Source organism: Acinetobacter sp. ANC 4805 (genome assembly GCF_022549495.1).
In the GTDB taxonomy this organism is placed as follows: Bacteria; Pseudomonadota; Gammaproteobacteria; order Pseudomonadales; family Moraxellaceae; genus Acinetobacter.
The window spans coordinates 18,854-33,483 of sequence record NZ_JAKZGD010000010.1 but is presented as its reverse complement, the minus strand read 5'-3'; the positions used below and the strand labels follow the sequence as shown (position 1 = coordinate 33,483).

At 39.5% G+C, this 14,630-nt stretch carries 16 protein-coding genes; 11 read left to right on the top strand and 5 right to left on the bottom strand.

Annotated features, from left to right (window positions below; all coding sequences use genetic code 11):
* Positions 1 to 29 precede the first annotated feature (29 nt).
* From atpB to MMP60_RS13220, 10 genes are all read left to right on the top strand, one after another.
* Positions 30 to 905: a F0F1 ATP synthase subunit A gene (gene atpB, locus MMP60_RS13265; protein ID WP_241336826.1), complete on the top strand. Its 876-nt coding sequence runs from the start codon at positions 30 to 32 to the stop codon at positions 903 to 905.
* 82 nt (positions 906 to 987) lie between these two features.
* The gene (atpE, locus tag MMP60_RS13260; RefSeq protein WP_000424060.1) at positions 988 to 1,233 is read left to right on the top strand and encodes a F0F1 ATP synthase subunit C; all 246 of its coding nucleotides are present in this window, start codon (positions 988 to 990) and stop codon (positions 1,231 to 1,233) included.
* 40 nt (positions 1,234 to 1,273) lie between these two features.
* Complete coding sequence (locus MMP60_RS13255; RefSeq protein WP_018678426.1) at positions 1,274 to 1,744, top strand: F0F1 ATP synthase subunit B; 471 nt, start codon at positions 1,274 to 1,276, stop codon at positions 1,742 to 1,744.
* A 12-nt stretch (positions 1,745 to 1,756) separates the two neighbouring features.
* Positions 1,757 to 2,293, top strand: coding sequence for a F0F1 ATP synthase subunit delta (locus MMP60_RS13250; RefSeq protein ID WP_004665206.1), 537 nt, complete (start codon positions 1,757 to 1,759; stop codon positions 2,291 to 2,293).
* A 42-nt stretch (positions 2,294 to 2,335) separates the two neighbouring features.
* Positions 2,336 to 3,880: a F0F1 ATP synthase subunit alpha gene (gene atpA, locus MMP60_RS13245; RefSeq protein ID WP_241336824.1), complete on the top strand. Its 1,545-nt coding sequence runs from the start codon at positions 2,336 to 2,338 to the stop codon at positions 3,878 to 3,880.
* Positions 3,881 to 3,957: 77 nt separating this feature from the next.
* Positions 3,958 to 4,827, top strand: a complete 870-nt coding sequence (gene atpG / locus MMP60_RS13240) for a F0F1 ATP synthase subunit gamma (protein WP_004665202.1) — start codon at positions 3,958 to 3,960, stop codon at positions 4,825 to 4,827.
* Between the two features lie 30 nt (positions 4,828 to 4,857).
* Positions 4,858 to 6,252 (top strand): F0F1 ATP synthase subunit beta, encoded by a 1,395-nt coding sequence (atpD, locus tag MMP60_RS13235; protein WP_004665200.1) that lies wholly within the window; start codon positions 4,858 to 4,860, stop codon positions 6,250 to 6,252.
* Positions 6,253 to 6,269: 17 nt separating this feature from the next.
* On the top strand, positions 6,270 to 6,689 hold the full coding sequence (locus tag MMP60_RS13230; protein WP_004665198.1) for a F0F1 ATP synthase subunit epsilon: 420 nt from the start codon (positions 6,270 to 6,272) through the stop codon (positions 6,687 to 6,689).
* Positions 6,690 to 6,703: 14 nt separating this feature from the next.
* Entirely contained in the window at positions 6,704 to 7,153 is a 450-nt protein-coding gene (locus MMP60_RS13225) for a hypothetical protein (protein ID WP_241336822.1), read from the top strand.
* 271 nt (positions 7,154 to 7,424) lie between these two features.
* Positions 7,425 to 9,575 carry a hypothetical protein gene (locus MMP60_RS13220; protein ID WP_241336820.1) on the top strand — a complete coding sequence of 717 codons (2,151 nt, stop codon included), beginning with the start codon at positions 7,425 to 7,427 and terminating at the stop codon, positions 9,573 to 9,575.
* Between the two features lie 33 nt (positions 9,576 to 9,608).
* Here the strand turns inward: MMP60_RS13220 and MMP60_RS13215 are convergent, their stop codons facing one another.
* The 4 genes from MMP60_RS13215 to MMP60_RS13200 all read right to left on the bottom strand — a co-directional run bounded on the left by MMP60_RS13215 (position 9,609) and on the right by MMP60_RS13200 (position 12,464).
* Positions 9,609 to 10,208 carry a hypothetical protein gene (locus MMP60_RS13215; RefSeq protein WP_241336818.1) on the bottom strand — a complete coding sequence of 200 codons (600 nt, stop codon included), beginning with the start codon at positions 10,206 to 10,208 and terminating at the stop codon, positions 9,609 to 9,611.
* A gap of 436 nt (positions 10,209 to 10,644) precedes the next feature.
* Complete coding sequence (locus tag MMP60_RS13210) at positions 10,645 to 10,917, bottom strand: hypothetical protein (protein ID WP_241336816.1); 273 nt, start codon at positions 10,915 to 10,917, stop codon at positions 10,645 to 10,647.
* A gap of 109 nt (positions 10,918 to 11,026) precedes the next feature.
* Positions 11,027 to 11,572, bottom strand: coding sequence for a glutathione peroxidase (locus MMP60_RS13205; RefSeq protein ID WP_241336814.1), 546 nt, complete (start codon positions 11,570 to 11,572; stop codon positions 11,027 to 11,029).
* 118 nt (positions 11,573 to 11,690) lie between these two features.
* The gene (locus MMP60_RS13200) at positions 11,691 to 12,464 is read right to left on the bottom strand and encodes an AraC family transcriptional regulator (RefSeq protein WP_241336812.1); all 774 of its coding nucleotides are present in this window, start codon (positions 12,462 to 12,464) and stop codon (positions 11,691 to 11,693) included.
* Positions 12,465 to 12,742: 278 nt separating this feature from the next.
* Between MMP60_RS13200 and MMP60_RS13195 the strand changes: the two genes are divergently transcribed.
* Positions 12,743 to 13,663 (top strand): DMT family transporter, encoded by a 921-nt coding sequence (locus MMP60_RS13195; protein ID WP_241336810.1) that lies wholly within the window; start codon positions 12,743 to 12,745, stop codon positions 13,661 to 13,663.
* 376 nt (positions 13,664 to 14,039) lie between these two features.
* On the opposite strand, the gene MMP60_RS13190 is transcribed toward MMP60_RS13195, so the two are convergent.
* The gene (locus MMP60_RS13190) at positions 14,040 to 14,609 is read right to left on the bottom strand and encodes a Sua5/YciO/YrdC/YwlC family protein (RefSeq protein ID WP_241336808.1); all 570 of its coding nucleotides are present in this window, start codon (positions 14,607 to 14,609) and stop codon (positions 14,040 to 14,042) included.
* Between the last annotated feature and the right edge of the window lie 21 nt (positions 14,610 to 14,630).

Here is a 14,630-nt window from a genome sequence, read left to right as displayed (position 1 = left end):
TAATGATTGACATTGACCAGGTGTGATTTATGGCTGCTGAAGAACATGCCCTGACTTCGACCGAGTATATCAAGCATCACTTGACCAATATGACCTATGGCAAAATGCCAGATGGATCATGGAAGTTGGCTGAGACTGCTGAAGAAGCTCATTCGATGGGGTTCACTGCAATTCACTTGGATTCAATGGGTTGGTCTATCGGACTTGGTGTTATTTTCTGTTTGTTATTTTGGACAGTTGCGAAAGCTGCAAATGCTGGCGTTCCAACTAAATTCCAATCTGCAATTGAAATGATTATCGAGTTTGTGGACTCAAGTGTTCGTGATACTTTCCACGGCAAATCGCGTTTAATCGCTCCATTATCATTGACCATCTTCGTGTGGATTTTCCTCATGAATACAATGGACTTGATTCCTGTTGACTGGATTCCATTCCTAGCTCAACAGATTGGTGCAAGCGTATTTGGTATGGATCCTCACCACGTATATTTCAAGGTTGTTCCATCTACAGATCCTAACATTACCCTTGGTATGTCATTGTCTGTATTTGTTCTTATCTTGTTCTATAGTATTCGTGAAAAAGGAATCGGCGGTTTCGTCGGTGAATTGGCACTTAACCCATTCAACCCAAGTAACCCAGTTGCAAAAGCGTTATTGATTCCAGTGAACTTAATTTTGGAATTAGTAACTTTTCTTGCTCGACCAGTTTCGTTGGCTCTACGACTGTTCGGTAACATGTATGCAGGTGAGTTAATCTTCATCTTAATCGCATTATTACCGTTCTATATCCAGTGGGCATTATCTGTGCCTTGGGCTATCTTCCACATTCTTGTAATCACGCTGCAAGCATTTATCTTTATGATGCTGACCATCGTTTACTTGAGCATGGCAAGCGAAAAGCATTAATGGTATTGCCTAATTATCAACCGATAGTTAGGCTTAAATTTTAGTTTAATTTGGTAATAACCTAACCTCTGAGGAATTTTTCATGGAACTCACTTTAGGTCTAGTTGCAATTGCATCTGCTATCTTGATCGCTTTTGGTGCTTTAGGTACTGCGATTGGCTTCGGTCTTTTAGGTGGCCGCTTCTTAGAAGCTGTTGCTCGTCAACCAGAATTGGCTCCACAACTTCAAACTCGTATGTTCTTAATTGCGGGTCTTCTTGATGCTGTGCCTATGATCGGTGTTGGTATTGGCTTGTTCTTCATCTTCGCTAATCCATTTGTAGGTTAATTGGCTTCATTTCTAAATCCACCATTTGAGGAATAGCGAAATGAATATCAACCTCACATTGATTGGTCAGGCGATATCATTTGCGATTTTTGTCGCATTTTGTATGAAGTTCGTTTGGCCACCACTAATCAATGCGATTAGTGAGCGTCAGCGTAAAATCGCTGATGGCTTAAATGCTGCTGAAAAAGCGAAAGCTGACCTTGCTGATGCGCAAGCACAAGTTAAGGCAGAATTAGACGCAGCAAAAGCACAAGCGGCTCAATTGATCGAACAAGCGAACCGTCGTGCAGCACAATTGGTCGAAGAAGCGCGTACCCAAGCATCTGCTGAAGGTGAGCGTATTCGTCAACAGGCGAAAGAAACTGTTGATCAAGACATCAATGCTGCTCGCGAAGAATTACGTCAACAAGTTGCTGCTTTGGCAGTTGCTGGCGCAGAAAAAATTCTGAACCAACAAGTTGACGCAGAAGCTCATAATGCCATGCTGACTCAGCTGGCTGCTAAACTATAAGCGAGGCGAAATATGGCTGAACTCTTGACGTTGGCACGCCCATACGCTAAGGCAGCATTTGCTTATGCATCTGAGCAAAATGCAACTGACTCTTGGTCAAATGCATTACAACTGCTCAGTGCTGCGGTGCAAGATGAAGCATTTTCCGCTTATTTAAATCGCCCTGAGTTGACTCCTGCGGAGCAGGTAAGTCTTTTTGCGAAAGTTTTAGGTGAAGATCAATCTCAAGCTGTGTCTAATTTTTTGACATTACTTGCAGATAATGATCGCTTAGTTTTATTGCCTGAAATTGCAGCAGAATACGAATTACTTAAATCGCAGAACAACAACACATTGGAAGTAGAGATTGAATCTGCTTTTCCACTTGATGCGACACAAGAGCATATTTTAGCTCATGCGCTTGAAAAACGTTTTAACAGAACTGTTCATGTGACTGTTAGCGTTAATCCAGCGTTGATCGCAGGTGTTGTGATTCATGCAGGCGACCAAGTGATAGATGATTCTGCGCTTAACAAGCTTGAAAAAATGCGGACTCGTCTTCTTGCGTAATAGCAATAAGACTGAACTTAAAAAAGATTGAGGAATAGCGCAATGCAACAACTGAATCCATCCGAGATCAGTGCGCTCATTAAACAGCGTATCGGCGATCTGGACACCAGCGCGACCGCGAAGAATGAAGGTACCATCGTCATGGTATCTGACGGTATCGTGCGTATTCACGGTCTTGCGGATGCAATGTACGGTGAAATGATCGAATTCGACGGCGGCTTATTTGGTATGGCACTGAACCTAGAACAGGATTCAGTGGGTGCCGTTGTTTTAGGTAACTACCTAAGCCTGCAAGAAGGTCAAAAAGCTCGTTGTACAGGTCGTGTATTAGAAGTTCCAGTTGGTCCTGAACTTCTTGGCCGTGTCGTAGATGCTTTGGGTAATCCTATTGATGGTAAAGGCCCAATTGATGCAAAATTAACTGATGCTGTTGAAAAAGTAGCACCAGGTGTAATTTGGCGTCAGTCTGTCGACGAACCTGTTCAAACTGGTTATAAATCAGTTGATACCATGATCCCTGTAGGTCGTGGTCAGCGTGAGTTGATTATTGGTGACCGTCAAACTGGTAAAACAGCAATGGCGATCGATGCGATCATCGCTCAGAAACATTCTGGCATTAAATGTGTATACGTTGCGATTGGTCAAAAACAATCAACAATTGCAAACGTTGTACGTAAGCTAGAAGAAACTGGCGCTATGGCGTATACAACTGTTGTCGCAGCTGCGGCCGCTGATCCTGCAGCAATGCAGTATTTAGCTCCGTACTCTGGTTGTACAATGGGTGAATACTTCCGTGACCGCGGTGAAGATGCGTTAATTATTTATGATGATTTGTCTAAGCAAGCTGTTGCTTACCGTCAAATTTCATTGTTATTACGTCGTCCACCAGGTCGTGAAGCGTATCCAGGTGACGTATTCTATCTTCACTCGCGTCTTCTTGAACGTGCTTCGCGCGTTTCAGCTGATTACGTTGAGAAATTCACTAACGGTGCAGTAACTGGTCAAACTGGTTCTTTAACTGCATTACCGATTATTGAAACTCAAGCGGGTGACGTATCTGCATTCGTACCAACCAACGTAATTTCGATTACTGACGGTCAGATCTTCTTAGAAACATCATTATTCAACGCAGGTATTCGTCCTGCTGTGAACGCGGGTATCTCTGTATCGCGTGTTGGTGGTTCTGCTCAAACTAAGATCATCAAAAAATTGTCTGGTGGTATCCGTACTGCTTTAGCACAATACCGTGAATTGGCTGCGTTTGCTCAGTTCGCTTCTGATCTTGATGAAGCAACTCGTAAGCAACTTGAGCATGGTCAACGTGTAACTGAGTTAATGAAGCAAAAACAATATGCTCCTTACTCAATTGCTGACCAAGCTGTTTCTGTATATGCATCTAACGAAGGCTATATGGCTGACGTAGAAGTGAAGAAAATCGTAGATTTTGATACTGCGTTAATTTCTTACTTCCGTTCTGAATATGCTGCGTTAATGCAACAGATCGATGAAACTGGTGATTATAACAAAGACATCGAAGCAGCAATCAAATCAGGTATTGAGAGCTTCAAAGCGACTCAAACTTACTAAGTTTACCTTTAGTTAAGTTTGGTTCACGGATCAACCTTCGAAAGCTCGAAAGGGCTTTCGAATACTAGGTTAAGCGTATGGCAAATTTAAAAGAAATTCGCGCCAAAGTAGCTAGTATCAAGAGCACGCAAAAGATTACTCGCGCGATGCAAATGGTAGCTGCTTCAAAAATGCGTCGTGCGCAAGAGCGCATGGCTCAGGGCCGTCCGTATGCCGATAATATGCGCCGTGTAATTGCTCACTTAGTTCAAGCAAACCCTGAATACAAACACCGTTATATGGTTGACCGCCCAGTTAAGCGTGTTGGCTATATCGTAGTGTCTTCAGATCGTGGCTTGGCGGGTGGCTTGAACATTAACTTGTTCAAGAAAGTTGTGCAGCATGTCAAAGCACAACAACAGCAGTCAATTGAAGTTGAATTTGCTTTGATTGGTCAAAAAGCGGTTTCGTTTTTTAAGAATTACGGCGGTAAAGTGCTTGGTGCAACGACCCAACTTGGCGATGCGCCGAGTCTGGAACAGTTAACTGGCTCTGTACAAGTTATGCTTGATGCATTTGATAAAGGCGAATTAGATCGTATCTATCTCGTATCAAATGGTTTCGTCAATGCAATGACTCAACAGCCTAAAGTAGAACAACTTGTTCCTTTAGCACCAGCGCAAGCAGGCGATGATCTCAACCGTACTTATGGTTGGGACTATATCTACGAACCAGAAGCAGAAGAATTGTTAAATGGTTTGTTGGTTCGCTATATCGAGTCTATGGTTTATCAAGGTGTGATTGAAAACGTTGCATGTGAGCAATCTGCTCGTATGGTCGCGATGAAAGCAGCGACGGACAACGCAGGACAATTGATTAAAGACCTACAACTCATTTACAACAAGCTGCGTCAAGCCGCGATTACTCAGGAAATTTCCGAGATCGTTGGCGGTGCCGCTGCCGTTTAACATTATTAAGTTTGAATTGAGGAGACAGCAATGAGTAGCGGTCGTATCATTCAGATCATCGGCGCGGTTATCGACGTCGAGTTTGAGCGCAATAGCGTTCCTAAGATCTATGACGCTCTCCAAGTTGACGGTACTGAAACTACATTAGAAGTTCAGCAACAGCTTGGCGATGGTGTTGTTCGTACCATCGCAATGGGTTCTACAGAAGGTCTTAAACGTGGTCTTAATGTAACCAGTACAAATGCACCGATTTCTGTTCCAGTTGGCCCAGCTACGCTTGGTCGTATTATGGACGTTTTAGGTCGCCCTATTGATGAAGCAGGTCCTGTAGCGACTGAAGCGCGTTTGCCAATTCACCGTCAAGCGCCTTCTTATGCTGAACAAGCAGCTTCTACTGATCTTTTAGAAACAGGTATTAAAGTCATCGACTTACTTTGCCCGTTTGCAAAAGGTGGTAAAGTTGGTTTATTCGGTGGTGCGGGTGTTGGTAAAACCGTTAACATGATGGAGTTGATCAACAACATCGCGAAAGCACACTCAGGTTTATCTGTGTTTGCTGGTGTTGGTGAGCGTACTCGTGAAGGTAACGACTTCTATCACGAAATGAAAGATTCTAACGTTCTTGACAAAGTAGCAATGGTCTACGGTCAAATGAATGAGCCACCAGGTAACCGTTTACGCGTAGCGTTAACTGGTTTGACTATGGCTGAATACTTCCGTGATGAAAAAGACGAAAATGGTAAAGGTCGTGACGTATTATTATTCGTCGACAACATCTACCGTTATACACTTGCGGGTACTGAAGTATCAGCATTGTTAGGTCGTATGCCATCTGCGGTAGGTTACCAACCGACACTTGCAGAAGAAATGGGTGTTCTTCAAGAGCGTATTACGTCTACTAAGTCTGGTTCGATCACATCGATCCAAGCTGTATACGTACCTGCGGATGACTTGACTGACCCATCACCTGCAACAACGTTTGCTCACTTAGATGCAACAGTAGTATTGAGCCGTGACATCGCATCTTCTGGTATTTATCCAGCGATCGATCCACTTGACTCAACTTCACGTCAGTTAGACCCATTGGTTGTTGGTACTGAGCATTATGAAATTGCACGTTCTGTACAGAACGTATTGCAGCGTTATAAAGAGCTTAAAGACATCATCGCAATCTTGGGTATGGATGAGTTAGCAGAAGAAGATAAATTGGTTGTTTACCGTGCGCGTAAAATCCAACGTTTCTTCTCTCAACCATTCCACGTAGCTGAAGTGTTTACTGGTGCTCCTGGTAAATTAGTACCACTTAAAGAAACGATTCGTGGCTTTAAAGGTCTATTAGCTGGTGAATACGATCACATCCCAGAACAAGCGTTCTATATGGTTGGTGGTATTGACGAAGTGATTGCTAAAGCTGAGAAACTCTAATTTAAGGAGATCATCTCATGGCGACTATGCAATGTGATGTCGTAAGTGTTAAAGAGTCTATTTACTCTGGACAAGTTACGATGTTAATCGCAAAAGGTGCGGGTGGTGAGCTAGGTATTTTACCAGGGCATGCACCACTTGTAACCTTACTCCAACCGGGACCGATCCGTGTTCAGTTGGAAAATGGTACAGAAGAAATCGTGTATGTATCAGGCGGTGTGTTAGAAGTTCAACCTCATGTTGTGACTGTGCTTGCAGATACTGCAATCCGTGCTGACAACTTAGATGAAGCTGCAATTATGGAAGCTCGTAAACAAGCTGAACAATTGTTAGCAAATCAAAAGAGTGATTTGGACTCGGCTGCTGCTCTTGCTGCGCTTGCAGAAACTGCGGCTCAGCTTGAAACCATCCGTAAAATCAAGAATCGCGCAATGTAATTGCAGATTTAAGATTGAGAAAGCCACCGAAAGGTGGCTTTTTTATAGCTAAATTTGAGATAAGAAAAATGAAGTATGAAAATTATTATTATATTGATGGACGTGTCGAAATTGAGGGTAACTTATGTTCTGCACGATTATTAAAGCCTTATCGAATGTTACCTTATTGGAGTAACAGGGGATTATCTATTGATTATCGTTATGATGATGATTTAGTAGAAGACATATGCCCAAGATTTGATATTGCTTTATCTCTTGATTTATTTAGAGAGCAATTTCAAAAAGTAAAAGCTAAAAATATTTTTATTAAACAAAATGGGCAGGGATTGGGGGGAATAAGTTTGGTTCATGGTTACTCAGCTGCAAGCACAGGAGAAAACTATTGGCGATCTATTGATATGTATACGATGAGAATAAAACGTAAGAAACCACAAGAAACCACAAGAAACTTGGGTGTTTATTGAGGGAACAACAAGATTAGTGGAAGAAAAAGATATGTATCGTTATCAATATGGGACAGACCATGAATTTAAACAAAAGAAAATACAAGAATTCGGTTGCTTAAAGTTTTTTATTTGGTTCTATGTGCGAGATGCTCGAATTAAGGATATATTTAAGGATAAAGATTGTCGACAAATCTATGAGGATTGGATAAATAAGGTGGATGTTATGTAAAGCCTTATTTACTTGCGCTAAAGTTTACAAGAATATTGATAAAATTCGATTGGGAAATGTATGTTAGCAAGCAATATTCTAAAGTTGCGTTTAGATCGCATTGAACAACAAGGGCATCATTTATCAGTTAAAGATCAACTGAAACTTGTGACATTAGCTCAACCAGAATTAACAGCAGGTTTGTATTCTCAGTTATTTCAGGTTACTTTACCTAAAATATGGCATTTTCAACATCATAATGCTGAAGAAATCACATGTTCATTACGTTTAATTGAACTGATTGATCGCGTTTTTATTCCTAAATATAAGCAACATGCCCATCGGTTTGCATGGTTTGAACAATGCTTGGTATTCCGTTTGCAATATGCTGACCAAAGCTTAAACCAACAAGACTTATATGAAGTCACTTCACATTTAGAGAAATGTAAAGAAAGCCCGCAAAAACTCAGTATCTTGAAACAACTCCATGAGCAATATGATGAAATTGCAATTCAGCTTGCGCTTGCCAAAGCTTATCAAGCATTACAAGATTGGTCGCCCGCCATTGAAATTTATCAGAGAGTAGTTAAACAGCAGGCAACGCAGTTAGAAAATATTGACTATGACTTCATTTATTGTTTATTAAATCGAAATCATTCATCAAATCAACAAAAAAATAGTGATGTGATTGAAGCTTTGCAACGTTTAGCAGCGTTAGACCCGATTCAGCAACAAGCGAAACATACGCAATTTACACAGTGGGCTGTTTCATTGATGTTACCTGAATCTATGCAATTGAACTCAATAGATACAACAATTCACTTTATTAGCTTACAACGTCGTTTAAAACAGGTCGGCTATTCTTTAAATGATTGGTTAATCGCCAATGATTTTATTATTCCTTACTATAAAAATAGCATCGAAAAAGCACCTAAGCTTTTAAATAATCATGAAATTGTTGTGAATTTAGATCGCCATAAATTAGCCAATACTGCTTTAAAGGCTATTTTAACCAATCGGGATTTAAAATTGGTCAGTGGTGTAAATGCTGCGAATTATAGTCTTGGTTTTATTTGGAATTATCTACAGATTAACCCTTTGGTTTTAGATGCTTTGGTGGCAGCATCCCAAGCGAGTCCAGATGCATTTTATAATTTAAAACAAATCCCAGCGCCAGATTATGATCATGATGCAGCGTTACAACATTTGTCATCCTATTTAGCCAAACAACAAGTCGCTTATAACTTAAGTCAACAAGGTCATACGATTGAATTTGCTGAACATTCACACTTATCGGGCTTTGACCTGATTGTGGATGGAACGCCGATGCAGGTGAAGTGTTCGCTAGATGGTGAAGCAGTTGAAAAATTTGCACAGCAGCATCCGCATATTGCCATTATTGTGAATATTGAATTAGCGCATTTGCAAGAAAAGTATCCTTCAATTTTTGCAGATTTAGCACTCAGTCATGAGGCTGTACAACGGACGGCACAATTGAGTTTGAAATATCCAGTTGGCGTAGATGGCTATCTGCCGATTCCTTTGATGAATACGGGTTTTGCAGTGTACCGTAACTTTAATCAAGCACAGGGAAAACAAGTTCGTCCTTATTCACAGCCTAGTTCAACCATGAAGAATGGTTTGGCGGTTGGTGCTGCCATTGGTGGTGTTGTAACTGGCTCAATTGGTGCTTTTGTGGTGGGGAGTCTTGCAGTTTATCGAACTTGGCGAATACAAAAGATAGAGCAACGTAAACCTTTGCAGCAAAAGCAACAGTTGTTGATGCAGCGTAATCAAATTATGGATCTATTGATTGATTTTGCGGAGTGGTTTAATCAGAATTTATTACAATATCGTGTTGATATTTATGCGTACCAATTGCGGCAAATTGAAATGAAGCTTATGGGGCGAATTTCTAAAGCTGTCATTTCAACTACTTTATTTGCTTATAAATTCGAAGCTCACCAACGTGCCTATCAGTTGCATATATGGATGCAGAAACAATTGGCGGATGACAATCCGAAGCAAAAAGTACAAGCAGGTTGGGTTGCACTCGCCCAGTCGAATCAATTTATGTCGGTTGAGTTAAAACAGCGAGTTCGTCATATTAATGCCGAACTCGAAAAATATAAACAGATGACCCGATACGGTGTGCAGCTAGAACATCTATCTCGACAACCCCATAATCATACGATGCAGTCAAATCATACTATTCCAAGTATGATTATGTAGATGTATGATTTAAACGAAATACATTTTATTCAATTAGGCTGCTGAGTTTGCTGAATTGTCGAGTACTAAACTGGCAATTTTGACCATATCCATTTGGATTGTATTAAATTGTTTTTCGATCTTGTTAAAATCCAGTTTGCTGAGATCTGTTTGACCATGTAAAAGAGGCATGGTTAATAACTGTTGATTCGCTGAGAGTAGGCTTTGACGGATTTGATCAACTTCATGGCTTTTTAAATTAAGTGAGAGCAAAGTGTCGTGCAGCCCATGTAATTCTTGCTTTAAATCACCCGCAGCATGTTGTAGTTGATGGGTATTTTTATTTTGAATTGCTTGCTCAAGACTATTTTGTGATTGTTTTAACAGCGCAGCATAATCATCTGTTTCAAGCTGTAACTTTGCGATATCACGAGCGATGTTAAGCATATTGCCACTGCTCAAATCTTGAGGGTCTTGAAGCGTAATGCTTTCAATATCTGTATGGTTTGTAGCAGTAAGTGTGGATTGCTCAAATTCTGTAGTGTGTTCGGAGTACCCATTTTCTTGCAGGGTTTGATTACAGCCAACGAGTGTTAATGCTGTGATCAGTGTCGTTACTGAGAGAATGGCTTTGATAGAAAAGTGTTCCATCATGGCTGAACGGTACCAGATTATGAGAAGACCGTCACTATAATGAGAAATTACGGAGAAAAAAGGGATTGTTGCAATTCATCAACAAACCATTTGAAAAATAAGCAATCATTCCATTGAAATATTTAATCATGGTGCGATTACCTCTCCTGCTTCTATCTTAAGAGAAAATTCTACTTTTAGATCCTTTTATTTTTCGGGGGATTACCTCATCGCCTCTTACTAAACTAATTTACTTTTGCAGATTGGTATAAAAATAAGAGTGATAAATAGAGACCTGAAAATATTAAATAGTAGATTAGAAAATGTGAAATTAATGTCATTCCTCTATTTCGTATAAATAGAAATAGAAGTGATAAGAAAAAGTTTAGATAGCTAAAAAAATTAAATAAGAAAGATGTCATGTCTTTTCCAAGCAGTTTATTTTATTATGATTTAATTAAACTAAATTATTTGCTCGCCATAAAGAAACATAAGGTATAACAGCATTCATCAGTAAATATAGCCCAATATGAGTTTTAATCACTGCACAGAAAAGCAGTGCTAGGCTCATAAATATAGACATCATAATTCCAAGCCAAACAGGAAATTTTTTTACTGCAAAACGCTCATTCGCAATATTAAATGAGATCAAGCTTAAAGTTAAGCCTGTTATGAAGTATAAAACATAAACATATATAGGCAGGTTGTGCATATAAATATAATCAAGCATCTAAGATTTATACTCTTTTAATTGAATTATTTAGGTTTTCGAATGAAATTATAATTATTCTGTATAGAAAAGAATAGATAAACTATTCTTTTCTATACACTTATAAGAGTTATTTAGCTAGTTCAGCTTCAATCGCAGTTACAATACGCTCATCATCTGCGGTGATATCAGGGGCAAAGCGTGCCACAATTTCACCATTCTTATTGACTAAGAATTTTTCAAAATTCCACAAGACTTCAGGTGGGTTGTTTGGTGTTAAACCATAATCAACGAGGTCTTTCCACCAAGGACCTTCCCCAAGACGTTCTGGAATTGCTTGTGTTAGCGTTTGATATAGAGGGTGCTTGTCGTCACCTGCAACAGAGATTTTTGCAAATAAAGGAAAGTGGACGTCATAGTTGAGAGAACAGAATTGTTCGATTTCATCGTTTGTCCCCGGTTCTTGTTCTAAGAAGTTATTCGCAGGGAAGCCTAAAATCTCCAAGCCTTGATCTTTTTTCGCTTGGTATAGTTTTTCTAAACCTTCGTACTGTGGTGTTAAACCACATTTTGAGGCAACGTTAACAATAAGTAAGACCTTACCTTGGTATTGATCAAGATCAAGCTCTTGACCTTTGATGTCTTTAACTGGAATGTGATAAACCGATTGGCTCATGGAATATGTCCTAATTTGTTGTTGTGGCAAGACTTGTTTGTTTTAACTGCTAATTTATCAGAGTGCAATGCTCTTGAGATGAATCCATACAAATTATGAGCAAAAGTGTAGATTACATTTATATCGAGGCATTTTTGAGTTGGATCGGTGTCTGCCCTGTATAGCGTTTGAAGAATTCAATAAAGCTAGAGCTATGGTGATAACCTAAAACGTACGCCAGTTGTTTAATGGTCATCCCTTGACGAATTTGATTGATCGCAAAAATGATTTTGGCGCGATTCCGCCATTCTGATAAAGAAAGTTGGAGTTCTTGTTGGCTGAGCCGAAGTAGATGACGCTCGCTTATGCTAACGTTGTGCAAGATCTGTTGTAAGCTAAGATTAAAGAGTTTTGGATCAGCAAGTTGCGCTAAGATCGGCGCTAAAATTGAGTGGGTACTTTGTGGTAAATAATGTGAATAAGCAGGCGCTTGTTTGAGTTGATCAAATAGAACTTGTCGTAAATGTTCAAGATATTCAGGTGAAGCATTCTGTTTTTGTTGCGCTAAGATTTGAACGACCAAAGCACGAAAAAATGGCTCAATATTGAAGCAGCGGCATGTATCCCCTAAGAAGTCTCCGTATCGAGGATGTAAGCGAATACAAATATAATGAATTTCATGTGCGACTGGGAGCGATTGGTGTTCAGTCCGTGGAGGTAACCAAAGTCCATAACTGGGTGGTGATAGATAATATTTTCCTTCAATATCAAATTCTAAAGTGCCATTGAGACTGAAGTTAAAATCCCCCCAAAGTGAAGAATGAGGGCTGACAATATCATCTTTTTGGTAGAGAAACTCATGTACTTCTATGCCATTTAAAAGAGGGAATTGCTCAATATCATCAAGTTTCATTTAGGGATCTCATTGAGTTTTCAAAACTGATTTGAGGAGTATTCAAGCCTTTTACTAAAGTGAAAAGATGGATACAGACGAAGGTAATAAAGCTGATTACAGCATAAATTAAGATATTTTTATTGAAATGATCAAGCGTATAAGTCTCAAGTTGTAAATTTGGATCTGCTTTTAGATTTGATGTCGACATAGCGGTATAAATGTCTGAAATACAGTATTTCAATTATTTTAGACATCTTCCACAATACACGCATTGCTGAGATATTGTGAGAAAGATAATGGGTCAGTTAAGCAAGTATCAAAAATGGGCATTTGTATTGCCTCTGATTGCGGTATTAATCTGGTCGCTGAATATTGCGGTCACTCGTTATGTTGCAGATTATATTTCTCCAGTCAGTATTAGTTTTTATCGCTGGTTTGTTGCATTTATACTTTTGACGCCTTTTATGTTGCCAAAAGTTTGGAAGCAACGTGATTTAATTCGCCCCTTAATCGGTAAATTGGCGGTATTGAGTGCTTTTGGGATGGTGTTGTATCAGGGGCTATCTTATACCGCAGCGCATTATACAACTGCGACGAATATGGGACTCGTCAATGCCTTTGTGCCTATTTTCACTATCTTTATTTCTTACCTGATTTTAAAAGATACGCCGAATCGATTTGCAATCTTTGGTAGCCTCTTGTCATTCGTGGGCTTACTTTATGTGATGAGCCAAGGACATTTCTCAAGCCTATTTGAGCAGGGTGGGCATTGGGGAGATATGGTGATGGTGATTGCGGTTGGATTCTATACTTTTTATGGTGTATTTCTCAAAAAATGGCAATTACAACTGCCACTTATGACAAGTTTATATATACAAATCGTCTTTGCGTTGTTATATCACTTGCCATTCCTTCTTTGGTTAGGTTTAGATTCGATCAATTCTGAAAACGTGGCAAGTGTATTGTATGCTGGTATTTTTCCATCATTGATCGCACCTTTATTATGGATGATTGCCGTACAGGCAATTGGTCCAAACCGCACCAGTATTTTTATGAACTTGATGCCGGTATTTACTGCGATTATTGCAACTTTTTGGTTATCTGAACATTGGACAATCTATCATACGATAGGTGGGGTGACGATTTTGGTCGGTATTATTCTGGCACAAAAGAAAACGACGAAAACGGCTGTGGAGCTGATTGAAACCTCTTCATAAATATGAAATGATGATGTGGCTTTGCGTGAAATAGCGACAAATATATCAAAATATTTATTTAATGTTTATTCCTTCTATATGATTTGAAAATATATTCTCTGTATTTTGGATATTAATGATAAAAAAAAGCTGAATAAAAATATAAATATAATTTTATTGAAATTTTAAAACTGACAAAAATGGTACGCTTTTCACATTTTTTGTTAGAGAAATAATATATTTGTATAAATCAAATGATTGATACATAATAGCTTTCATAGCAAGTCGATGTATTGCTTACCAAATTCACGAACCCTCTGGATGTGATTATACACATCCTTTTTATGCTCAGTTATCCCTATATAACTGAGCTTTTTTTTGTCCGCTATTCACCTAATTAGGCGCGAATGATTTCACCCGTTAATGCATTTAGAATTCGACTTGGTTCCTGACTAAGCCCTAAATCGCCTTCTAAATAATGTAATGATGAACCGAAGTAGCTTTGAGCCGCTTGTAGGTTGTGCGCTGGGTTTAAACCCGCAGGATTGGCACTGGTTGAAACAATAAAGCCACCAAAAGCATCGCATAGATCAACACATAAAGGATGTGTGGTAACGCGTACAGCAACTAAAGGATGCTGACCTTTAATCCATGTTGGGATGTGTTGATCTGCGGGAAGTAACCATGTCGTTGCACGTTCAGTTGGTTCACGATCTGACCAACTTGCAATCACTTGCTTGCGTATTTCTGGCGTTAGTGTCTGTAGCAAATGTTCAACGTGTTCTAACTGTCCAGCTAATAAAATGACGCCTTTTTCAATTGGGCGCTGTTTAAGCTCAAGAATCTCTTGAAAAGCATGCTGATTCAAGGGGTCACAACCTAAGCCCCAAACAGCTTCTGTCGGATAAGCAAGAACCTGCCCTTGTTTTAAAAGTTGAGCTGCTTCAGCAATAGAGGACGTAATCATGAGGCATAGAGCAAATGAGAA

What these genes read in the sequence shown, in the direction of transcription:
- atpB (WP_241336826.1), top strand. Translation starts at nt 30, where the DNA reads ATGGCTGCTGAAGAACATGCCCTGACTTCGACCGAGTATATCAAGCAT.
- atpE (WP_000424060.1), top strand. Translation starts at nt 988, where the DNA reads ATGGAACTCACTTTAGGTCTAGTTGCAATTGCATCTGCTATCTTGATC.
- MMP60_RS13255 (WP_018678426.1), top strand. Translation starts at nt 1,274, where the DNA reads ATGAATATCAACCTCACATTGATTGGTCAGGCGATATCATTTGCGATT.
- MMP60_RS13250 (WP_004665206.1), top strand. Translation starts at nt 1,757, where the DNA reads ATGGCTGAACTCTTGACGTTGGCACGCCCATACGCTAAGGCAGCATTT.
- atpA (WP_241336824.1), top strand. Translation starts at nt 2,336, where the DNA reads ATGCAACAACTGAATCCATCCGAGATCAGTGCGCTCATTAAACAGCGT.
- atpG (WP_004665202.1), top strand. Translation starts at nt 3,958, where the DNA reads ATGGCAAATTTAAAAGAAATTCGCGCCAAAGTAGCTAGTATCAAGAGC.
- atpD (WP_004665200.1), top strand. Translation starts at nt 4,858, where the DNA reads ATGAGTAGCGGTCGTATCATTCAGATCATCGGCGCGGTTATCGACGTC.
- MMP60_RS13230 (WP_004665198.1), top strand. Translation starts at nt 6,270, where the DNA reads ATGGCGACTATGCAATGTGATGTCGTAAGTGTTAAAGAGTCTATTTAC.
- MMP60_RS13220 (WP_241336820.1), top strand. Translation starts at nt 7,425, where the DNA reads ATGTTAGCAAGCAATATTCTAAAGTTGCGTTTAGATCGCATTGAACAA.
- MMP60_RS13215 (WP_241336818.1), bottom strand. Translation starts at nt 10,208, where the DNA reads ATGATGGAACACTTTTCTATCAAAGCCATTCTCTCAGTAACGACACTG.
- MMP60_RS13210 (WP_241336816.1), bottom strand. Translation starts at nt 10,917, where the DNA reads ATGCTTGATTATATTTATATGCACAACCTGCCTATATATGTTTATGTT.
- MMP60_RS13205 (WP_241336814.1), bottom strand. Translation starts at nt 11,572, where the DNA reads ATGAGCCAATCGGTTTATCACATTCCAGTTAAAGACATCAAAGGTCAA.
- MMP60_RS13200 (WP_241336812.1), bottom strand. Translation starts at nt 12,464, where the DNA reads ATGAAACTTGATGATATTGAGCAATTCCCTCTTTTAAATGGCATAGAA.
- MMP60_RS13195 (WP_241336810.1), top strand. Translation starts at nt 12,743, where the DNA reads ATGGGTCAGTTAAGCAAGTATCAAAAATGGGCATTTGTATTGCCTCTG.
- MMP60_RS13190 (WP_241336808.1), bottom strand. Translation starts at nt 14,609, where the DNA reads ATGATTACGTCCTCTATTGCTGAAGCAGCTCAACTTTTAAAACAAGGG.